This is a genomic window from Allobosea sp. P4_C6 (assembly GCF_056402015.1).
On record NZ_JBFUIF010000006.1, the window covers coordinates 125,475 to 146,700 of the forward strand.

Genomic DNA, 21,226 nt, shown 5'->3' on the forward strand with positions numbered 1-21,226 from the left:
CCCCCTCTCCCCTTGCGGGAGAGGGTTGGGATTGAGGGGTTGCGCAACGCTGCTATTTCTTGCGCTTATGATGCGCGACCGGAACGGCAGCGCGACCCCTCATCCGGCCGCTACGCGGCCACCTTCTCCCGCAAGGGGAGAAGGGAGAGCTGCTCACTTCGCGTCGAGCAGCTCCTTCACCGACAGCAGCACGAGTTCGTTGTCATCAGCCTTCTTCGGATCGCGCGAGGAGGAGAAGGGCAGGTTGTTGTCGTTGCCGACGACGATGATGCCGCCCGCGCGATCGACGACGTCGACGTTCTCGATGGTGAAGAAGGGGAAGGGCAGCACGCCGTCGATGGCGCCCTGCTTCGCCTTCTTGTCGGGATCGGCGATCTTCATCAGGTCGATATAGCCGACCTTGCGCACGGACTTGCCGACATTGGCGTCGGTCATCTCGATCTTCACGATGCGCTTGAACTTGGCGAGGTCGTGGAAGCAGTCCGGGCCCTTCTGACCGGCGGCACAAGCCTTGTCGGTGGTGCCTTCGCCGTTATCCCTTTCGATGATCAGCGCTGTGGTTCCATCGATCATGTTGAAGTCGCCGATGGCGTTGACCTTGTCCTCGAGCGGGAAGAACCAGGAGCGGCCGGTCCACTTCTCGTTGGCGACGTCGAATTCCAGGATGCGCAGCGCGTCCTTGCCGTCGACCTGCTCATTGGCCTTGGTCTCGGCGTTCCAGAGCGGGCCTTCCAGCAGCGGGTAGAGGAAGCGGCCATCCGGCGACTGCGCCATGCCCTCGAAGCCCTTCGAGCGGCGGGCATTGAAGGCGACGGGCAGCGGAGCATCGGGGGCGCCCGGCGTCGTCACGGCGTAATGATCGGGCGAGCGCACCGGCTTGCCGTCGGCAAACGTCTCGAACACGGCCTCGACCTTGCCGTTGGCGTCGACGCGGATGAGGTAGGGGCCGAACTCCTCGCCGATCCAGTACTTGCCGCCGATCGGCTGGATCGATTCCGGATCGAAATCGGCGCCGGTCAGGTAGCGCTTATCCGTGCCCTCATGGACGATGCGGAACGGCACCTTCTTGTCGGGATCGTGCAGGAAGGTCGTCGCGAGGCGCTCGATCTTGCCGCCGGCGAAATCGGCCTTCAGCCGATGGAAGAACAACGCGGCATCGGGGGAGTTCGCCTTGGTGCCGAAGCCGTTGTCGGTCAGCACGAGGAACTCGCCATTGCCGAGCGAGCGGATGCCGGAGGAGCCCTGTACGGGCTGGCCGGCGAAGGGGGTGGAAAGGCCGGTCGGACGCCCGCCCGAGGTTCCCACCACGGTGCTGAGCGCCTCGACGCGCTTGCCCGGCGTGACGAACTTGCCGGAGACCTTGAGATCGGCCGGGGCATCGGCCGGAGCCGGGATGATGGTGTTCGCCGGCAGCAGGGCGTGGCCGACGAGCTTCGCCGGGAACTCCTTCTGGGTTTCCTGGGCCCCGGCGAGCATGGTCGAGGACAGCAGCAGGGCGGCGATGAGTGACAGGCGCATGGACAGCTCCGGGGAAGGACGAAGCATTTCGCTTCGCCCGCCCGGATTGCGACACGACGACAGCCCTGCGACCGTTCCGTGACGGTCGCGCCGGCTCCCTCAGTAGCCGCGCGCCGGATCGACCACGTGCTGGAGCGGCTCACCTGCTTCCAGCCGCCTGATCTGCGCCGCGATCAGCGAAGCGATCGCTTCCGGCTCCGACATCGCCGCGTTATGCGGCGTGATCGTCACGTTCGGCTGGGCCCAGAGCGGGGATTCGACCGGCAAGGGCTCGGTCTCGAAGACGTCGAGCGTCGCGCCCTTCAATGCCCCGGTTTCGAGCGCGGCGAGGATATCGGCTTCCACTTGCAGGCCACCGCGACCGGCATTGATCACGAACGGGCCGCCGAGGCGGCCATCCCGCGCGAGCCCGGCGATCAGCTCGGCATTGATGATCCCACGCGTGTCGGGCGTGAGCGGCACGAGGCAGACGAGGATATCGGTGCGCGCGAGGAAGGCCTTCATGCCGTCCTCGCCGGAAAAGGTCGGCAGGCCATCGATCGTCTTGGGCGAGCGGCTCCAGCCGGCGACGTCGAAGCCGACAGCCTGCAACTTGCGGGCGGCGTCCTGTCCGAGTTCGCCCAGACCCATGATGCCGACGCGCACCGAGCGGGCGGCCGGCTGATTACGGTCGTCCTCCCAGAGCTTCCGCTGCTGCTGGCTGATGTAGCGATGCTGCTGGCGCAGATACATCAGGCAATGCAGCACGACATATTCGCTCATCCGCGTGGTCAGGTCGGGATCGACGACGCGGGCGATCGGCACCGGCGGCAGTTTGTCGTCGGCGAAGAGGAAATCCACGCCGGCGCCGAGCGAGAAGATCGCGGCGAGATTGGGCAGGCCGGTCAGGCTGCCGGCCGGGTGCTTCCAGCTCGCGACATAATGCACGGCGCGGCGGTCGAAGGGCTCGCCGAGGACCACGACCGGCATGTCAGGCAGAAGCGCCTGGAACCGCGCACGCCAGTCCTCGACATGCCAGCTCGTCATGGCCAGAAGCAAACTCATGCCGAAAACCTCTCCGTGATCCGTTCCGCGATCAGAGCGCCGCGCGCCGCACCCTCTCCGATCCGATAGGCCTTGCGCAAGCGCGCGCTTGCCGCGGCGAAGCCTGCCTCGTCGCGGGCGTGGACAATGCCGAGCGGACGGTCCGGGCCCGTATTGTCGCCGATGCCGGCCAGCTCGACGATGCCGACGGCATGGTCGATCGGGTCCTGCGGGCGAACGCGGCCGCCGCCGAGCGCGACGACCGCAAGCCCGACTGCGCGGGTGTCGATGGACGCAACCCTGCCCGCGCTCTCGGCGAAGACCGGCTTTGCGATCGGCGCGGCTGCCAGATGCTTCTCCGGCGCCTCCAGCAGATCGGCCGGCCCGCCGAGCGCCACGATCATCCGGGCGAAGCGTTCGGCGGCAGCACCCGAGGCGAAAGCGCCCTCGATCCGCGCGCAGGCGGCGTCGAGATCAGCGGCAAGGCCGCCGAGCAGCAGCATCTCGGCGCCGAGCGCGACCGTGACCTCGTGGAAACGCGGCTCGCGCCTGCGCCCGGTGAGGTGATCGAGCGCGTAGGCCACCTCGAGCGCGTTGCCCGCGGCCGAGGCGAGCGGCTCGTCCATATCGGTCAGAAGCGCGTTCGTCGGCAGGCCGGAATCGTTGGCGACGCTGACCAGGGCCTGGGCCAGGGCCTGCGCCTTGGCGTAGTCCGGCAGGAAGGCGCCGGAGCCGAATTTCACATCCATGGCGAGGCCGTGGAGGCCAGCGGCGAGCTTCTTCGACAGGATCGAGGACACCAGCAGCGGAATGGTTTCCACCGTCGCGGTCACGTCGCGGATGGCATAGAGCCGCTTGTCGGCGGGGGCGAGATCGGCGGTCTGGCCGATGATGGCGCAGCCCGCCTCGCGCACCACCTTGCGGAACAGCGCCACGCCCGGCTGCGTCACATAACCCGGCACGGCATCGAGCTTGTCGAGCGTGCCGCCGGTATGGCCGAGCCCGCGCCCCGAGATCATCGGCACATAGCCCCCGCAGGCAGCCACCGCCGCAGCGAGCGGCAGGCTCACGGTGTCGCCGACCCCACCGGTCGAGTGCTTGTCGAGCGCCGGGCCGGGCAGGTCGTCCCAGCGCAGCACCGTGCCGGAATCGCGCATGGAGAGTGTGAGCGCGACGCGCTCCTTCTCATTCATTCCGTTGAAATAGACCGCCATGGCGAAGGCGGCAGCCTGCCCTTCGCTGACCGAGCCGTCGGTCAGCCCGGCGATGATCTGGCGGATATCGGCATCGGGCAGCTCCTCGCCGTCGCGCTTGGCGGCGATGATTTCCTGGGTCAGGCGCATTCAGTAGCTCCCTCGCGGCGTGTCGGACGCCGTGCCACCGATCGCATCGAGGAGCGCGGTGTAAAGACCGCTGGCGCCGAAGCGGAACGTCCCGGGCGTCACCCAATCAGGACCCATCATCGCATCGGCGAGGTCGAGATAGCTCTTCGCATCGGCCAGCGTGCGGATGCCGCCGGACGGCTTGAGCCCGATTGGGCGCCCTGCCGCGGCGATGACGCCGAGCATCACCCGCGCGGCGGGGATGCTGGCCGAGCGCGGCGTCTTGCCGGTCGAGGTCTTGATGAAATCGGCACCTGCGGCGATGGCGAGCTCGGACGCCTCCCTCACCTTGTCGAGATCGGGGTATTCCCCGGTTTCGAGGATGACCTTCAGCAGCTTGCCCTCGCAGCGCATGCTGATGTTGCGGATCATGGCGCCGGCCGCCGTGGCCTGCCCGGCCAATACGGCGCGCCAGGGCAGGACCAGATCGATTTCGTCGGCACCGGCTTCCAGCGCCGCTTCGGTCTCGCGGATCACGGGTGCGATCGGCGTGTCGCCATCGGGGAAATTCACCACGGTCGCGATACGGACGGTGCTGCTGCCCAGCGCTTCACGCGCCGTCGCCACGAAGCGCGGCCAGAGGCAGACCGCCGCCACCGGCACCGGGCCCGAGACGGCGCGACGACAGAGATCGCGGGCGCCCTCCTTGGTGGCATCGTCGGCGAGATCAGTCAGATCGAGCAGCGCAAGCGCACGCCTGGCGAGAGCGGCTTCCGACATGGCCTAGAGCTCCGAAAGAAAGGCGCGCAGCAGGCGCCGCAGCGAGCGCGAGGCCATGGCGGCGACATCGCGCGTCTCAGTGTGATGCGGAGCGCCGCCGTGAAGGCCCGCGCCCATATTGGTGACGATGGAAAGGGCCGCGACCCGGATATCGTGACGCCGCGCCAGGATCACCTCCGGCACGGTCGACATGCCGACGAGGTCCGCGCCCAGGGTCTTGGCCATGCGGATCTCGGCCGGCGTCTCGAAGCTGGGGCCTGAGAACCACATATAGATGCCCTCGCCGAGCGGCACGGCCGCATTCGCCGCCGCCCGCTTCAGGCGCCCGCGCAGCAGCGGGTCATAGGCATCGACCATCGGCACGAAGCGGCCATCGCCCCTGTCGCCCACCAGCGGATTGGGGCCGTTGAGGTTGATATGATCGGTGATGAGCGCGAGACTGCCGGGACGCATCTCGGGCGAGAGCGAGCCCGCGGCATTGGTCAGGATCAGCGGCGGCGAGCCGAAGGCGGCGAGCAGGCCAAGCGGCACGCGCATCACGGCGGGATCGCCGCCCTCGTAATAATGCGCACGGCCCTGATAGATCAGTACCTTGCGGCCGAAGAGCGTACCGTAGCAGAGCTGGCGGGCATGGCCGGACACCGCGCCCTGCGGAAAGCCGGGAATGTCGGCATAGGGAATGCAGACCGCGTCCTGCACGTCCTCGACGACAGAGCCGAGCCCGGTGCCGAGCACCAGCGCACATTCGATCGGCCCATCGACGCCCTTGTCGATCAATGCTGACGCCGCCGCGTCGAAAGCCGGATCGGCCGCCATCAGATCGTCTCCCCTGGCCGCCAGAGCGGCCGTCGCAAATCACCGCGGCAAATTGGCCGGTCCGAAGGAGGCTGGCAACAGCTCCGCCAGGGTGAAACGCGCGCGGATGCCCTCGGGTCCGGCGATCGCCACGGGCGTTTCGGGCATGGCGAATTCGCGGATGCGCTGGCGGCAGGCGCCGCAGGGCGTGACGAGCTCCGGGCCCTCCCCGAATATGACGATGGCGCGGATCGTCCGGCCGCCGGCCGCGATCATCGCGGCGATGGCCCCGGCCTCGGCGCAGGTGCCCACGGGATAGGCGGCATTCTCGACATTGCAGCCGGCATGGACCGAACCGTCATCGGCCAGGAGCGCAGCGCCGACCTTGAAGCGGGAATAGGGCGCGTAAGCACGCGGCTGCACGGCGGCCGCGGCGGCGAAGAGGACATCGAAATCGGGTTCGGCCGGCAACTCAGCGTTCCTTGACATAAGGCAGGCCCGAGGCCTTGGGCGGCGTCGACTTGCCGATGAAGCCGGCGAGCAGGACGATGGTCATGACATAGGGCAAGGCCTGGATCGCTTCCACCGGAACCAGCCCGATGCCCGGCAAGGTCACGCCCTGGAGACGGATCGCGATGGCATCGAGCAGGCCGAAGAGCAGGCAGGCGCCGAGCGCCGGCCAAGGCCGCCAATTCGCGAAGATCACGGCGGCGAGCGCGATGAAGCCGCGCCCGGCCGTCATATGCGGCAGGAAGCCGGCCGATTGCGCAGCGGCGAGATAGGTGCCGCCGATGCCGCAGAGCAGGCCGCAGATCGCGACGGCGCCATAGCGCAGCCGCGCAACAGAGATGCCTGCCGTATCGACCGCCGCCGGATTCTCGCCGACGGCGCGAATGCGCAGGCCGAAGCGCGTGCGCTTCAGAACAAGGGCCGTGACGAGCACGCAGAGGAAAGCGAGATAGGCCGGCGCGGCATGGCCGGAGATGAATTCGTCATAGAACAGGCCGAGGACAGGTATGTGCTCGCGTGCCCAGCCGGCGAAGGGCAAGGTCAACTCGCCGAAGCGGGCCGGGCCTTCGAGCGAGGGCGTGCGCCCGCCCTGCCCGAACCAGGCGTTGCCGAGGACCACGGTGAGGCCCGCCGCCAGCATGTTGATGGCGACGCCGGAAACGATCTGGTTGCCGCGCCAGGTGATGGCGGCGAAGCCATGGACCAGCGCGAGCGCCAGCGCCGCGAGAATGCCGGCGCCCAGCCCGATCCAGGCCGAGCCGGTGACGAAGGCAGCGACCGCCGAGGCGAAGGCGGCGACCAGCATCTTGCCCTCGAGGCCGATATCGACGACGCCTGCGCGCTCCGACCACAGCCCCGCCATCGCCGCGCAGATCAACGGAATCGACAGGCGGATCGTCGAATCGATGATGACGGCGAGCGTCTGGATTGGGTCCATCAGGCGGCTCCCAACGTGACGCGAGGAACCTCTCCCGTCATTCCGGGGCGACCCGCAGGGTCTAGCCCGGAACCCATGACCACAGGATTGGATCGCCGAGGCGAAGCGGCGTCTCCGAAGCTCCTTTCGGGGAATTTCGGCGGATATGGGTTCCGGGCTCTTCGCTGCGCGAAGCCCCGGAATGACGCGGAGGATCCGAACCCGATCATCAGCCTTCCCGCCCCATCCCGAGCACACCCGCGACCAGCCGGCGAAAAAGCCCGTCGAGCGCACCGGCGAAGAGGATGAGCACGCCGCCGATCACCACCACCATGTCGCGGGTAATCGTCGGCTTGTCGAAGGAGAGCTCGGCGCCGCCCTGGTAGAGCACGCCGAAGAGCAGCGCGGCGAGACCCACGCCGACCGGATGACCGCGGCCCATCAAGGCGACGGCGATGCCGACGAAGCCGTAGCCGGCGGTGAAGTCGAGCACGAGCCGGTGCTGCACCCCGAGCGCCTCGTTGACGGCAAGGCCCCCGGCGAGCGCGCCCGAGATCGCCATCGCGATCATCGTCACGGCGGCCGGCGAGATTCCGGCATAGGCGGCGGCGCGCGGATTGGCACCGACCGTGCGGATGGCATAGCCGAGCCGGGTGCGCCAGATCAGCAGCCAGACGGCGAAGAGCGACATCAGCGCCAGCAGGAAGGCGCTGTTGAGCGGGGTCGCCGGTAGCTTCAGGCCGAACGGCGCGAGAAGCTGATGCATCGGCGTCAGCACGGCCTGGGCAGGAAAATCCACCGTCTCCGGCTGCATCGAGCCGGGTTTGCCGATGATTTCGCGCAGCAGGTAGACGATCAGCGTCGCGGCGACGAAGTTCAGCATGATCGTGGTGATGACGACATGGCTGCCGCGTCTGGCCTGGAGCCAACCGGGGATGAAAGCCCAGAACGCCCCGCCCGCCGCCGCGCCCAGGATCGCCAGCGGAACGGCGAGGAAGCCCGGCGCCCAGGACAGGCCGAGGCAGGTGATGGCCATGGCGATGCCCGCCGCCGTCGCCTGCCCCTCGCCGCCGATGTTGAACAGGCCGGCATGGAAGGCGACGGCGACGGCCAGGCCCGTGAAGATGAAATTCGTCGCGTAGTAGAGCGTGAAGCCGATGCCCTCGGCGCTGCCGAGCGCGCCGCGCAGCAGGAGCGCCGTGGCTTCCAGCGGATTCTCGCCGATGCCGACGACGACGAGCCCGGCGACGAGCAATGCGGCCGCAACCGAAACCAGCGGCACCAGCGCGACATCGGCCCAACGCGGCAATTCGACCGGGGCGGCGCTCATGCGGCCTCGTCCGTCACGCCGGCCATCAGCAGGCCGAGATCGCGCTCGTCGGCGGCTTCGGCGGCGCGCTCGCCGGTAATCCGGCCGCCGCACATCGCGATGATCCGGTCGGAGAGCGCCATCACCTCTTCCAGCTCGACGGAGACGAGCAGGATGGCGACGCCGGCATCGCGCAATTCGATCAGCCGGCGGTGGATGAACTCGATCGCGCCGATGTCGACGCCGCGCGTCGGCTGGCCAACCAGAAGCACCTTCGGGCGCCGCTCGATCTCGCGGGCGAGCACGATCTTCTGCTGGTTGCCGCCGGAGAATTTCGCGGTCTTCAAGGCGGGTTCGGGCGGGCGCACGTCGTAAGCGGCAAAGGCCTCGCGCGCATGGGCCTCGATCCTGTCCGGCGACAGCAGCGGGCCTGCCCCGAAGGCAGGATCGTGCTGATAGCCGAGGATCGCGTTCTCGGCCGCCGAGAAGGCAGTGACGAGCCCGCTGCGATGCCGATCCTCGGGGATGTGCATCAGGCCGAGTTCACGCAGCTTCGCGGGCTGGCGGTCGGCGGCAGCCAGAATCCGGCCATCGAACCGGACGACCCCACGGCTCGGCTGGACCAGGCCGGCGAGCACCTCCAGCAATTCGCTCTGGCCATTGCCGGCGACACCGGCGATGCCGACTATCTCGCCTTCATGCAGGGTCAGGCTGACATCGCGCAGGGTTTCGGTGCCGCGCGCATCCTGGCAGGAGAGGCCGGCGGCCTCCAGCACCGGAGCACCGCGTTGGCGCGGCGGCTTCTCGACGCGCAGCAGCACGCGCCGGCCGACCATCGCCTCGGCCAGTGCCGGCGGCGAGGTCTCGTCCGTGCGGACATGTGCGACCATCTCGCCGCGTCGCATCACCGAGACGGTGTCGGTGACGTCCATGATCTCGCGCAGCTTGTGGGTGATCAGGATCACGGTCTTGCCCTGCGCCTTGAGCGCGCGCAGCAGGGCGAAGAGCTGGTCAGCCTCGGGCGGGGTCAGAACCGCCGTCGGCTCGTCGAGGATCAGGATGTCGGCGCCACGATAAAGCGCCTTCAGGATTTCGACGCGCTGCTGCAGCCCGACCGAGAGTTCGCCGACGATGGCGTTGGGATCGATAGCGAGGCCGTAATCCTGCGAGAGTTTGGCGAGAGCGGTGCGGGCCTTCCCGAGACCGCCGTTGAGGAAGGCGCCGCCCTCGGCCCCGAGGACGATGTTCTCGACCACGCTCAGCGTCTCCACCAGCATGAAATGCTGATGGACCATGCCGATGCCGGCCGCGATCGCGTYGGCCGAGGAACGGATGCGACGGGGTTCGCCGGCGATCCTGATCTCGCCGGCATCGGCCTCGTAGAAGCCGTAGAGGATCGACATCAGCGTCGACTTGCCGGCGCCGTTCTCGCCGACGATGCCGTGGATCGAGCCAGCGGCGACCGAAAGCGACACATCCTTGTTCGCCGCGACGGAGCCGAAGTGCTTGGAAATGCCGACCAGTTCGATCGCGGGCGGCAGGGGCGCCGGGTTCAATGCGGAAGCCCGCGCCTCACATCGTGCATTTCTGGTCGGACATGTAGTCGTGGACCTTCACGGTGCCGGCGATGATGTCGGCCTTGGCCTTGTCGGCCGTCGCCTTCATCTCCGGCGAGATCAGGCTCTTGTTGCTGTCGTCCAGCGCCCAGTCGATGCCCTCCTCCTTGAGCCCGAGCACCGAGAGGCCCGGCTTCCAGGAGCCATCGCGAGCGGCCTTGAAGGAATTGTAGGCGGCGACGTCGACGCGCTTCAGCATCGAGGTCAGCACCTTGCCGGGATGGAGCGCATTCTGGTTGGAGTCGACGCCGATACCGAGCTTGCCGGCATCCGCGACGGCCCGGAGCACGCCGATGCCGGTGCCACCGGCGGCGTGATAGACGACATCCGCGCCGCGATCGATCTGCGACTTGGCGAGCTCGCCGCCCTTGACCGGGTCGTTCCAGGCCGCCGGCGTCGAGCCGGTCATGTTCTGGAAGATCTCGGCATCGGCCTTGCCCGCCTTGACGCCCTGGACATAGCCGCAGGCGAATTTGCGGATGAGCGGGATGTCCATGCCGCCGACGAAGCCGACCTTGCCGGTCTTCGACGCCATCGCCGCGAGCAGCCCGACGAGATAGGAGCCCTCATGCTCCTTGAAGACGACCGACTGCACGTTCGGCAGATCGACCACCATGTCGATGATGGTAAACTTCAGGTCCGGGAACTCGGCCGCGACCTTCTGCAGGGCGGTCGCCTGCGAGAAACCGACGGCGATGATCGGCGAATGGCCATCGCGCGCGAAGCGGCGCAGCGCCTGCTCGATCTGGGCGTCGTTGGTCGGCTCGAAATCGCGGAACTCGACGCCGGTCTCCTTCTTGAACTTGTCGGCGCCGATAAAGACGCCTTCGTTGAAGGATTTGTCGAACTTGCCGCCCTTGTCATAGACGACGGCAGGCTTGATCGGCTGCTGTGCCAGCGCCGCCACAGCCGAAAGCGCAACGCCGGCCAGCGCCGCCGCGAAAGAACCAACACGCATCGAACCGATCCCCTGTCATAGCCGGGTGCCGTTATCCGGCCCTCGATGAGGATACGATGGCATGGCTCGGCGGCGTGGCCAAGCTCCCGGAAGGTCATGCGCTTTGCCACACACCTCATCCACCATGGCGATTGCCGAGGAGCCGCCATCGGCCTTACGCTCCCGCCATGATGCTGAACGATGACGAGATCGAGCGCTATGCCCGCCATATCGTCCTGCCGGAGATCGGCGGGCCGGGCCAGCAGCGGCTGAAGAATGCCCGCGTGCTCGTCGTCGGTGCCGGCGGGCTCGGCGCGCCGCTGATCCAGTATCTGGCGGCGGCCGGCGTCGGGAAGATCGGCATCGTCGACGACGATATCGTCTCGCTCTCGAACCTGCAGCGCCAGACGATCTTCACCACGGAAGACGTCGGCGCCCATAAGGCGGTGGTCGCCGCCCGCTTCGTGCGCAACCTCAACCCGCATGTCGTGGTCGAGGAGCACGTCACGCGGCTCGATCCGCACAATGCCCGCGCGCTGATCGCCTTCTACGACGTGGTGGCTGAGGGTTCCGACAATTTCGAGACGCGCTATGCCGTTTCCGATGCCTGCTTCCATGAGCACAAGCCGCTCGTCATGGGGGCGCTCGGGCGCTTCGACGGCTCGCTGACCACGGTGCGCGCCCATGAAACCGGACCGGACGGGCGCCCGAACCCGACCTGGCGCTGTCTTTTCCCGGAAGCGCCGCCGCCCGGCGCGATCCCGACCTGCGCCGAGGCCGGGGTGCTCGGCGCGCTGCCGGGCGTGATCGGCTCGCTGATGGCGCTCGAGGTCGTGCGCGCCGTCACCGGCTTCGGCGAGCCGCTCGTCGGCAAGCTGCTCCTGCTCGATTCGCTGACGATGCGCTTCGAGACGCTGCGCTATGGCTGGGACGAGGCGAACCCGCTGAACGGCAGCGGCAAGGCGGCCTGATTCTTCGGAAACCCTCCCCGTCATCCCGGGCGACCGAAAGGAGACCCGGGATCCATCGTAGGGCGAGGCGCTCCAGGATGGATCCCGGATCGACGCCGCTACGCGGCTTGTCCGGGATGACGGCGCGGTGGTGGAACGCTCAGCGCTTACTCTCGATGACATCGAAGAGCTGCGCCGCCAGATCCGGACCGCCGAGCTTCTTGATCGCGCGCACACCGGTCGGCGCGGTGACGTTGATCTCGGTCAGCTTGCCGTGGATCACGTCGATGCCGACGAGGAGCAGGCCGCGCTCGCGCAGTGTCGGGCCGATCGCCTCGCAGATCGCGAGCTCCTGCTTCGACAGATCGGTCGGCCGCGCCGCGCCGCCGCGCACCATGTTGGCGCGGAGATCGCCGACGGCCGGCACGCGGTTGACCGCTCCTGCCGCCTTGCCGTCGATCAGGATGATGCGCTTGTCGCCTTCCGAGACCTCCTTGATGAAGCCCTGCACCACCCAGGGCTCGCGGAAGAGATTGCTGAACAGATCGAAGAGCGAGCCGAAATTCGGATCGCCCTTGCCGGTCTTGAAGACGGTCGCGCCGCCATGGCCGTAGAGCGGCTTCATCACGATATCGCCATGCTCGTCGCGGAAGGCCTCGATCTCGGCCTTGTCGCGCGTGATCAGCGTCGGCGGCATCAATTCCGGGAAATGGGTGACGAGGATCTTCTCAGGCGCATTGCGCACCGAGGTCGGATCGTTGACCACCAGCGTCTTGGGGTGGATGCGCTCCAGCATATGCGTCGTGGTGACATAGGCCATGTCGAAGGGCGGGTCCTGCCGCAGCAGCACGACATCGAGCGTCGAGAGGTCGACCTTCTCCTCGGCTCCGGCCGTGAAATGATCGCCCTCGACGTCGCGCACCGTGACCGGGCGCATCGGCGCGGTGACCTTGCCGTCGCGCATCGAGAGCTTGTCGGGCGTGTAGGTGTAGAGCGTGTGGCCGCGCACCTGCGCTTCCAGCATGAGGGCGAAGCCGGTGTCACCGGCGACCCGGAGGCGTTCGATCGGGTCCATCTGGATGGCGACGTTCAGGCTCATGACAGGCTTCCTGTTGCAGCCGGCTCTTATCGGGCCGCGGGCGGGGTTCCCGCAAGTGGGTGGCCTTGCGTCACAGGACAAGCGCGAAAGCGGCGGGCACATGGCGCGGCCGGCGCCAGGGCGCCAGAAAGACCGCATCGGCGCGCAGATGATGCCCGTTCGCCCAGGCATTCCGTGAGAGCCAGTGCCGGATCCGGCGCTCGACGAGACGTTGCTTCTCCGGCGTGATCGCGAGCATCGCCATGTCGAGATCGCGGCGCGCCTTGACCTCGACGAAGGCGACGGTGCGACCGCGTTTCATCACGAGGTCGATCTCGCCGCCCTTGCCGCCGAAACGGCGCTCCAGCAGGCGATAGCCCTTCAGCGTCAACCAGAGGATGGCGAGCCATTCGGCGCGGTGGCCGGCGAGACCAGAGCGTCTTGCCTTGCGGCTGCGCCTGCCCGGATCGGCCGCCGCCCCGCTCACGGATCGCTGCGGGTGAGTTCGAGGGCGCGGGCATAGACCTTGCGGCGCGGCTGGCCGGTTTCCGCGGCGACCTGCGCGACGGCCTCCTTCAGCGAGACCTTGGTCAGTGCCACCCGCAGCCGCTCATCGATTAGATCGTCGGTCGGGACGAGTTCGGTGGCGCCGGGCGGGCCGATGATCACGACGATCTCGCCACGCGCCTCCTCCTCGCCATCGTAATGGGCGGCGAGCTCGGGAAGGGTGCCGCGCCTGACCGTCTCGTAGAACTTGGTGAGTTCGCGCGCGACGGCGCCCGGCCGCGCGCCCAGCACGGCGGCAGCGTCAGTCAGCATCTCGGCGAGGCGGCGGGGCGATTCGAAGAAGACCAGCGTGCCGGGAATGGCGGCGAGTTCGGTCAGCCGCGTACGACGTCCTCCCGATTTCGGCGGCAGGAACCCTTCGAAGAAGAAGCGATCGGTCGGCAGCCCGGCCAGCACCAGCGCCGCCAGCACGGCGGACGGACCGGGGATGCCGGTGACCGGCAGCCCCTCGGTGACGAGTTCGGCGACGAGCTTGTAGCCGGGGTCCGAGACGAGCGGCGTGCCGGCATCCGAGATCAAGGCGAGCTTGCCGCCCTCGCGCAGCTTCGCCAGCACCTTCGGACGCATCTGCGCGGCATTGTGCTCGTGATAGGGCAGCAGCGGCGTCGAGATGCCGTAATGCGCCAGCAGCGTCTTCGAGGTGCGAGTGTCCTCGGCCAGGATCGCATCGGCGGCGGCGAGCGTCGCGAGAGCCCGGAACGAGATGTCGCGGAGGTTGCCGATCGGGGTCGCGACGATGTGCAGGCCCGGCGCCAGCGGCTCGGCCTCGGCTCTCAGGCCGAAAGCGGTATAGCTGGGAGGGCGGGCGGCGGCATCGTTAGACATGGCGCCACGCTGCCACAGCGGCGGCAGCCGCGCCATGGCACAGCGTCACGCTGCGTGTGCAACCCATAGTTAACAACTTGAAAATAGGATTCCGCACTGGCACGAGTCCATCGGGGGCAAAGTTTCCGCTGGAACTCATCGACGGGCGCGCGTTTGCCGACCCGGCCACGACTGGAGATCGCCCGTGTTGCACCATCGGCACTTCGCACCGGTCCTGCGGTTCAAGGCGCGGGCGCTTGCGGTTTTCCTGCCGCTCGCGCTGGCCGCCTGCAGCGGTGGCACCTCCGGCCTGCCCGGCTTCGATTCGGGGACGCCCGCCCCAGGCGCGGCACCGACCGGGCAGACCATCGGCAACGGCAAGGTCAAGGTGGGGCTCATCCTGCCGCTGACGGCGGAGGGGCAGGGTGCCGTCGTCGGCAACTCGCTGAAGAACGCCGCCGAGATGTCGCTGGCGGAATTCCCGAACGCGGACCTCACGCTGCTGGTCAAGGACGATCGCGGCACGCCGGAAGGCGCCCGCGCCGCCGCGCAGGAGGCCGTGTCGGAAGGGGCCGAACTGATCATCGGCCCGCTCTTCGCGCCTTCGGTGCAGGCCGCCGGGCAGGTCGCGCGCGGCGCCAACCGGCCGGTGATCGCCTTCTCCAGCGATTCCAACGTCGCCTCGCGCGGCATTTACCTGCTCTCCTTCCCGCCGGAGAACGACGTCAACCGTGTCATCGGCTATGCCAGCCAGCAGGGCCGGAAGTCGTTCGCGGCGCTCGTTCCCGATACCGCCTACGGCAAGGTGGTCGAGGCCGCCTTCCAGCAGGCCGTCGCCAGCCGCGGCGCCCGCGTCGCCGCAATCGAGCGCTTCGGCTCCGATCCAGCCTCGATGCGCGCCGTGGTCCAGCGCCTGATGCCGTCGCTGCAGCAGGCGGATGCGCTGTTCGTCCCGGCCGCCGCCGACACGATGCCGGCGCTCGGCCAGGCCCTACAGGAGGCCGGATACAACCCGGCCAAGGTCAAGCCGCTCGGCACCGGTGTCTGGAACGATGCCGGCATCGCGCGCGTCCCGGCGATCCAGGGCGGCTGGTTCGCCTCGCCCGACACCGCCGGCTTCAATGCCTTCGCCGGCCGCTACCAGCAGCGCTTCAACAGCGCGCCGACCCGCACCGCGACGCTGGCCTATGATGCGGTCTCGCTGGCGGCGGCGCTGGCGCGCACGCAGGGCTCGCAGCGCTTCTCGGAAGCCGTGCTGACCAATGCCTCCGGTTTCGCTGGCGCCGATGGCGTCTTCCGCTTCCGCCCGGACGGGCAGGTCGAGCGCGGGCTCGCGGTACTCGAACTGCGCAACGGACAGATCGTCACGATCAACGCCGCGCCGCGCGATCTCGGACCCCGCTCGCAGTAGGCGGCCCCGAAGCTCGCCGCGCTCAGGAATCACGCCGTCATTCCGGGGCATTGCGCAGCAATGAGCCCGGAACCCATGAACACTGCTTACGGCAAGAAGGGTTGCATCGCTGCATCCCCATTCTTCGAGTCTTGTGTTCATGGGTTCCGGGCTCGGGCCTGACGGCCCGCCCCGGAATGACGGTGCGTTTCTGCGGAAAAACGACTCAGCTCAGCGGCGCGTATTTCACCACGCAGCCATAGGCCTTGGTGCTGGCCTCCGAGACCGGCTTGCCGGCCTTCAGCTCGGCGACGGCCTGGCGGACATAGCTCTTCGCGCCGGTGAGGCTCGAAGCGGAGGAAGAAGGCTTGTCGTCGATCGCGCCCATATAGGCGAGCGTGCCCTTGGGATCGATGATGTACATGTGCGGTGTGGTCTGGGCGCCATAGGCGCGCGCCACCTGGCTCTTCGGATCGAGCAGGACGCTGGCGGGAGCGGCGTTACGCTGGGCCGTCAGCTCCCTGGCCTTGGCGGCTTCGACATAACCCTGCTCGCCGACAGGCGAGGAGATGACGGAGAGCCAGACGATGCCGTCCTTCGCCATGTCCTTCTGCAGCGTCTGCATCGTCGCGCTGTTGTAGTGCTTCCGGACATAGGGGCAGTCATGGTTGGTCCATTCGAGGATCACGGTCTTGCCCGCGAACTCCGAGAGGTTGCGGGTCTTGCCCTCGGCATCCACCGCCTGGAAGGCGGGGGCGGGCGCGCCGACCTTGGCTGCGCCCTGCGCGAAGGCGACGGCCGGCATGGCCAGGCCGGCAAGGGCGAGGCCGGCGATGAAAGTCTGTCTGGTCAGGCTTTTCATGTCTGTCTCCCTGGTTGAACGATAAAAGGTCACGGCGTCGCCGCGGCGGTCTTCGCATCCCGGCCCGCCGCGCGCTGGGCGGCCGCGATCACGGTGTCCGACGTCAGGAGCTGCGGCAGAACCTCCGCCTGCGCGTCCTTGCGGGCCGGATAGAACAGATAGAGCGGCACGCCGGCCCGGCCCTGCTCGGCGAGCGCCTTGGCGATCCGCGCATCGCGATTGGTCCAGTCCGCCTTCAGATAGACGACGCCGAACTTGGCGAAGGTATCCTTCACCTCCTGGCGCGAGAGCGCAACGCGTTCGTTCGCGAGGCAGGTGATGCACCAGGCCGCCGTGAAGTTGACGAAGACGGGCTTGCCCTGCGCCTGCAACGCCGCGACACGCTCCGGCGACCAGGCCTCGATATCGCCGGCGCGGGCTTCCGTCGTGGCGGCCGGCACGGCGTTCTGCAGCGTGAACCAGCCGGCGCCGAGCACGACCAGAGCCGCGAGCACTGAGCCGAAGACGCGGCGGGGCAAGCCGCCGCGGGTGACGCCGATGAGCCAGACGACGAAGCCAGCCGCCAGTACAGCGACCAGCGCCGCCAGCACGCCCTGCGGGCCGGTCTGCACCGAGGCCACCCAGATCAGCCAGATCGCGGTCGCGAACATCGGGAAGGCGAAGGCCTGCTTCAGGACGAGCATCCAGCGCCCCGGCTTCGGCAACAACCTGAGCAGCCCGGGCGCAAAGGAGAGCGCCAGCACCGGCAGGGCGAAGCCGAACGCCAGCGCCATGAAGACGGAGAGCGCGACCGCCGGCGGTTGCGTCACCGCATAGCCCATCGCCGCGCCCATGAAGGGCGCCGTGCAGGGCGTCGCGACGACGACCGCCAGAACCCCGGTCATGAAGGCGCCGAAGCGGCCGCCGCGGCTGGCGAGGCCATCGCCGAGGCCCGCGACCGAGCCACCGATCTCGAAGGCGCCGAGCAGGTTGAGGCCGATCAGCACCATCACCACGGCGAGCGCGATGACGAGCGGCGGAGACTGGAGCTGGAAGCCCCAGCCGATGCTGCTGCCGAGCGCACCGAGAGCGATCACGGTGCCGGCGAGCGCCATGAAGGTCAGCAGCACGCCGCAGAGGAAGAGCAGCCCCTGTTCGCGCACGGCGCTGCGGCTGGCATGGGCGAGCTGGGCGAAGCCGAGCGCCTTGATGAACAGCACCGGCAGCACGCAAGGCATCAGGTTCAGGATCAGGCCGCCGGCAAAGGCGAAGGCGAGCGCCGCGAGAAGGGTCAGGTCCGCGCCCTCGGCAGGCGGTGGTATGCGCACCACGGCCGGGCGCACCTCTGCCGTGCCGGCTCCAGCCGCCGTGACCAGCGCCGGGTCGGCATCCGCGGCGAGCGTGACCGCCTTGGCCTCGCCGTTCTCGCGGAAGGTCAGCACGCCAGTCACCTCCGGCTGCTGCAGCTTGAAGGCGCCGGAGCGGACCAGCGTCAGTGCGGGTTTCTCACCCGTGGCGAGAGGCTGATCGGCCGCATGCTCGATCAAGGTATCGGAAATGGGGAAGAAGCGCAGATCGCTCATGCCCGCCGGCAGGCCCGGCAGTTCCAACGTGAGCTTCTCGGCCTCGCCGCGGAGCTTGCCGCGGAACGAAGCCGGCTTCGGCAGGGCTGACCGTGCGGCGTCGATCCGGGCCTGCGCCGGCTCATCGACCACGCTCGCCGGGCCGATGGGTAGATCGAGCGTGAAGGACCCTTCCTCGGGGATGCAGATCTTCTCGCAGACCAGCCAGGTTGCCTCGGCTTTCAGCGTGAAATTGTCGCCGGGCTTCGCATCTGCCGGCACGGTGACCTCCACCGGCAGCAGCACGGTGCCTTCGAAGCCGAAATTGACCAGCGGTTCGACCCGGATCGCGCTCGGAGCCGGCCACTGGATGTCGCCCGCCTTGGCACCGGCGGGCAATTCCCATTCGATCCGGGTCGGCTCGCCGGAATCGCCGGGGTTGAGCCAATAGGTGTGCCAGTGCGGCGCGAGCTTCTGCACCAGCGCCACCTGGAAGCGCTCGCCCGGCGCGACCGTGTCGCGGCTCGACAGCAAGGTCGCGGTCACGCGCGGCGATGTGACCGGGCTCGATTCCGCCGCATGGCCCATGGCGGGAACCAGCAGAGCGAGACCGAGCAGCGCGTCGCGCAGAAACCGGTTCATCGAATGGCGCGGCATGATCCTGTGGCGATCCTTCAAAATATCCGTATCCCTGCCGCAAACGGCGGCGTCATGCCAATGACAAGGCAGTGAGGCAGCTTCGGGACCCTGCCCGCACCGCGAGCCTGCGTCAGCGCGCCATGATGTCGCCGCGCCCTGTGCCTTAGCTCCGCGCTCCCTTGTCCGAATCGCGAAACGTGAAGCCCATGACCAGCCATCCCGCTCTCGCCGCCTCGCATGTCGCCGTCATCACCGGCGGCGCCTCCGGGATCGGCTTCGCCGCTGCCCGCGCCTTCGCCGAGCGGGGCCTGAAGGTCGCGATCGCCGACAGGGACGCCGATGCACTGAAGGCGGCCGGGCAGGTGCTGGCGACGCTGATCGGCGACGACAACGTCCTCGCCCTGCAGACGGATGTCTCCCGCCGGGACGAGATCGCGCATCTGCACGACGAGGTCATCGCCCGCTTCGGCAAGGTGCATGTGCTGATGAACAATGCCGGCATGCAGGTGAGCAGCACGATCTTCGGGCCGCTGGAGAACTGGGAGCGTACGCTCGCCATCAATCTCGGCGGCATCGTCGCTGGCACGCAGATCTTCGGCCCCGGCATGATCGCCCATGGCGAACCGGCTGTGATCATCAACACCAGTTCGAAGCAGGGCATCACCACCCCGCCCGGCAATCCCGCCTATAACGTCTCGAAAGCGGGAGTGAAGGCCTTCACCGAGGCGTTGCAGCACGAGCTGCGCAGCACGGAGGGCTGCAAGGTCGGTGCCCATCTGTTGATCCCCGGCTTCGTCTTCACCCCGCTCACGGCGCGCGGACGCGTCGAGAAGCCCGACGGCGCCTGGACGCCCGAACAGACGGTCGACTTCATGCTGGAGCGGATCGAGGCCGGGGACTTCTACATCCTCTGCCCGGATGGCGAGACAAACCGCACCCTCGACGAGAAGCGGATGGCCTGGGCGATGGGCGACATCATCGAGAACCGCCCGCCGCTTTCGCGCTGGCACAAGGATTACGGCGAGGCGTTCAAGGTGTTTCTGGCGGAGGGCTGACGGCAGCAGCCCGCATTGGCCGTCATGCTCGGGCTCGACCCGAGCATATCAGGACAGAAGGGCGCCCCTTCCTGCAAGAGATTCTCGGGTCTACGCTCCGCTCCGCCCGAGAATGACGGCTGCGGCACGTCTCAGATCGCGGCACCGTCCGCGACGATGTCGGCGCCGAGGCCCTGGCGGACGGCCCGGACGATCTCCGCTTCCGCCGCTGCGCCGCGCTTGCGGGGGCGGGCCGCATCGATGCGGTGCTCGGCGATGATCTGGCCGGGCGCGCCCGAGAGGATCACGACCCGGTCGGCGAGATAGGCGGCCTCGTCGATGTCATGGGTGACGAAGAGCACGGTCTTGCCGGTGCGCTGCCAGACGCGGATGAGCTCGTCCTGCAGGTTCTCCCGGGTCAGCGCGTCCAGCGCCGAGAACGGCTCGTCCATCAGCAGGATCTCCGGCTCGACCGCGAGTGCGCGGGCGAGCGAGACGCGCTGGCGCTGCCCGCCCGAAAGCTGATGCGGCCAACGCTGGGCGAGCGGGCTCAGGCCGACGAGATCGAGCATCTCACCCGCCTTCGCGAGGCGCTCCCCGCGCGAGGTGCGCCCCTCCAGACCGAAGCCGACATTGGAGACGACCTTGCGCCAGGGCAGCAGGCGCGAATCCTGGAAGACCAGCGCGACCGGGCGGCGCGTCTCGTCCTTCGCGTTGATGACGACCTCGCCGCCGCTCGGCTTCGCCAGGCCGGCGATGACGCGCAGCAGCGTCGACTTGCCGACGCCGGAGGGGCCGACGATGGCGAGGAACTCGCCGCGCCCGACCGAGAGATCGAGCTTGCGAAGCACCTCGGTCTGTTCGCCGTCGCGGGTGAAGGTCAGGGACAGGCCCTTGATCTCGATCACGCTTTCCAACGCAGCACCCATTTCTGGAAGGCGACGAAGCCGGTGTCGAGCAGGCCGTAGAGCGCCGCCATCGTCAGCATGTAGACGACGACGATATCGGTCGCGAGCAGGCTCGAGGCCTGCATCATGCGCTGGCCGACACCGGCGACGCCGAAGATCTCGGCCGCGACCACCGCCATCCAGGCCTGGCCGAGCGCGGTGCGGAAGCCGACGAGGATGCCGGGCATCGCCGCCGGCAGCAGGATCTTGAACAGGCGCTGCCAGGGGGAGCGGAAGCCGAAGGCGTCGGCGACCTCGACGAGATCGCGATCGACGCCGCGGATCGCGCCCTGCGCGGCGAAGAAGACGATCCAGAACACGCCGATGGCGATGATGAAGACCGCCGCGCCCGGCGTGACGCCGAACCAGATGATGGCGAAGGGCACCCAGGCGAGGCCGGGAATCGGCCTGAGCACCCGCACGACCCAGGCCGTCGCCTCCTCGGCGATGCGGGACATGCCGATGAGCACGCCGAGTGCGGTGCCCAGCCCTGCCCCGACGAAGAGGCCGACGAAATAGTGCCAGAGCGAACCCAGTATGGCCGAGAGCCAGGCGCCGGAGGAAACCTCGCGCATGAAGGCCTTCGGCAGCGCGCTCGGCGGCGGCAGGAAGGCCGGGTTCACCAGCCCGAAGTAAGGCATCGCCTCCCAGAACAGCAGGAAGGCGACGAGGCCCAGAAGGGCAAGGG

Annotated in this window: 20 protein-coding genes; 3 read left to right on the forward strand and 17 right to left on the reverse strand. The window is 68.3% G+C overall.

Annotation, left to right across the window (positions count from 1 at the left end; genetic code table 11):
- Positions 1-153: 153 nt before the first annotated feature.
- The 10 genes from AC1DVA_RS06325 to AC1DVA_RS06370 all read right to left on the reverse strand — a co-directional run bounded on the left by AC1DVA_RS06325 (position 154) and on the right by AC1DVA_RS06370 (position 10,747).
- Positions 154-1,518 carry an esterase-like activity of phytase family protein gene (locus AC1DVA_RS06325; protein WP_476805390.1) on the reverse strand — a complete coding sequence of 455 codons (1,365 nt, stop codon included), beginning with the start codon at positions 1,516-1,518 and terminating at the stop codon, positions 154-156.
- A 99-nt stretch (positions 1,519-1,617) separates the two neighbouring features.
- Positions 1,618-2,562, reverse strand: a complete 945-nt coding sequence (locus tag AC1DVA_RS06330) for a 2-hydroxyacid dehydrogenase (protein WP_476805391.1) — start codon at positions 2,560-2,562, stop codon at positions 1,618-1,620.
- Positions 2,559-3,884 (reverse strand): thymidine phosphorylase, encoded by a 1,326-nt coding sequence (deoA, locus tag AC1DVA_RS06335; protein ID WP_476805392.1) that lies wholly within the window; start codon positions 3,882-3,884, stop codon positions 2,559-2,561. The genes AC1DVA_RS06330 and deoA overlap by 4 nt, the downstream gene beginning before the upstream one ends.
- A complete protein-coding gene (gene deoC / locus AC1DVA_RS06340) occupies positions 3,885-4,643 on the reverse strand; it encodes a deoxyribose-phosphate aldolase (RefSeq protein WP_476805393.1) in 759 nt (252 codons plus the stop codon).
- 3 nt (positions 4,644-4,646) lie between these two features.
- Entirely contained in the window at positions 4,647-5,459 is an 813-nt protein-coding gene (locus AC1DVA_RS06345; RefSeq protein WP_476805394.1) for a purine-nucleoside phosphorylase, read from the reverse strand.
- Between the two features lie 39 nt (positions 5,460-5,498).
- The gene (locus AC1DVA_RS06350) at positions 5,499-5,909 is read right to left on the reverse strand and encodes a cytidine deaminase (protein ID WP_476805395.1); all 411 of its coding nucleotides are present in this window, start codon (positions 5,907-5,909) and stop codon (positions 5,499-5,501) included.
- A gap of 1 nt (position 5,910) precedes the next feature.
- A complete protein-coding gene (locus AC1DVA_RS06355; RefSeq protein WP_476805396.1) occupies positions 5,911-6,885 on the reverse strand; it encodes an ABC transporter permease in 975 nt (324 codons plus the stop codon).
- 208 nt (positions 6,886-7,093) lie between these two features.
- Positions 7,094-8,194 carry an ABC transporter permease gene (locus AC1DVA_RS06360; protein ID WP_476805397.1) on the reverse strand — a complete coding sequence of 367 codons (1,101 nt, stop codon included), beginning with the start codon at positions 8,192-8,194 and terminating at the stop codon, positions 7,094-7,096.
- A complete protein-coding gene (locus AC1DVA_RS06365; protein ID WP_476805442.1) occupies positions 8,191-9,714 on the reverse strand; it encodes an ABC transporter ATP-binding protein in 1,524 nt (507 codons plus the stop codon). The genes AC1DVA_RS06360 and AC1DVA_RS06365 overlap by 4 nt, the downstream gene beginning before the upstream one ends.
- Before the next feature lie 31 nt (positions 9,715-9,745).
- Positions 9,746-10,747 carry a BMP family lipoprotein gene (locus AC1DVA_RS06370; protein ID WP_265051093.1) on the reverse strand — a complete coding sequence of 334 codons (1,002 nt, stop codon included), beginning with the start codon at positions 10,745-10,747 and terminating at the stop codon, positions 9,746-9,748.
- Between the two features lie 167 nt (positions 10,748-10,914).
- On the opposite strand from AC1DVA_RS06370, the gene AC1DVA_RS06375 reads away from it, so the two are divergent.
- On the forward strand, positions 10,915-11,697 hold the full coding sequence (locus AC1DVA_RS06375) for a HesA/MoeB/ThiF family protein (RefSeq protein ID WP_265051092.1): 783 nt from the start codon (positions 10,915-10,917) through the stop codon (positions 11,695-11,697).
- Between the two features lie 139 nt (positions 11,698-11,836).
- Here the strand turns inward: AC1DVA_RS06375 and gshB are convergent, their stop codons facing one another.
- From gshB to rsmI, 3 genes are all read right to left on the reverse strand, one after another.
- Positions 11,837-12,775: a glutathione synthase gene (gene gshB, locus AC1DVA_RS06380; protein ID WP_476805398.1), complete on the reverse strand. Its 939-nt coding sequence runs from the start codon at positions 12,773-12,775 to the stop codon at positions 11,837-11,839.
- Positions 12,776-12,845: 70 nt separating this feature from the next.
- Complete coding sequence (locus AC1DVA_RS06385; RefSeq protein ID WP_476805399.1) at positions 12,846-13,241, reverse strand: YraN family protein; 396 nt, start codon at positions 13,239-13,241, stop codon at positions 12,846-12,848.
- A complete protein-coding gene (gene rsmI / locus AC1DVA_RS06390) occupies positions 13,238-14,146 on the reverse strand; it encodes a 16S rRNA (cytidine(1402)-2'-O)-methyltransferase (protein WP_476805400.1) in 909 nt (302 codons plus the stop codon). Before rsmI ends, AC1DVA_RS06385 begins: the two co-directional genes overlap by 4 nt.
- Before the next feature lie 184 nt (positions 14,147-14,330).
- Here rsmI and AC1DVA_RS06395 point away from each other — a divergent pair, with 184 nt between their 5' ends.
- On the forward strand, positions 14,331-15,536 hold the full coding sequence (locus AC1DVA_RS06395) for a penicillin-binding protein activator (protein WP_265051088.1): 1,206 nt from the start codon (positions 14,331-14,333) through the stop codon (positions 15,534-15,536).
- 205 nt (positions 15,537-15,741) lie between these two features.
- On the opposite strand, the gene AC1DVA_RS06400 is transcribed toward AC1DVA_RS06395, so the two are convergent.
- Together AC1DVA_RS06400 and AC1DVA_RS06405 are read right to left on the reverse strand one after the other, a co-directional pair.
- Positions 15,742-16,377: a thioredoxin family protein gene (locus AC1DVA_RS06400; protein ID WP_476805401.1), complete on the reverse strand. Its 636-nt coding sequence runs from the start codon at positions 16,375-16,377 to the stop codon at positions 15,742-15,744.
- A gap of 29 nt (positions 16,378-16,406) precedes the next feature.
- Positions 16,407-18,575 (reverse strand): protein-disulfide reductase DsbD family protein, encoded by a 2,169-nt coding sequence (locus AC1DVA_RS06405; protein ID WP_476805402.1) that lies wholly within the window; start codon positions 18,573-18,575, stop codon positions 16,407-16,409.
- 188 nt (positions 18,576-18,763) lie between these two features.
- Here AC1DVA_RS06405 and AC1DVA_RS06410 point away from each other — a divergent pair, with 188 nt between their 5' ends.
- On the forward strand, positions 18,764-19,612 hold the full coding sequence (locus AC1DVA_RS06410; protein WP_476805403.1) for an SDR family NAD(P)-dependent oxidoreductase: 849 nt from the start codon (positions 18,764-18,766) through the stop codon (positions 19,610-19,612).
- Positions 19,613-19,743: 131 nt separating this feature from the next.
- On the opposite strand, the gene AC1DVA_RS06415 is transcribed toward AC1DVA_RS06410, so the two are convergent.
- Both AC1DVA_RS06415 and AC1DVA_RS06420 read right to left on the reverse strand, forming a co-directional pair.
- Positions 19,744-20,520, reverse strand: coding sequence for an ABC transporter ATP-binding protein (locus tag AC1DVA_RS06415; RefSeq protein ID WP_476805404.1), 777 nt, complete (start codon positions 20,518-20,520; stop codon positions 19,744-19,746).
- Positions 20,496-21,179 (reverse strand): ABC transporter permease, encoded by a 684-nt coding sequence (locus AC1DVA_RS06420; RefSeq protein ID WP_476805443.1) that lies wholly within the window; start codon positions 21,177-21,179, stop codon positions 20,496-20,498. Before AC1DVA_RS06420 ends, AC1DVA_RS06415 begins: the two co-directional genes overlap by 25 nt.
- Positions 21,180-21,226 lie beyond the last annotated feature (47 nt).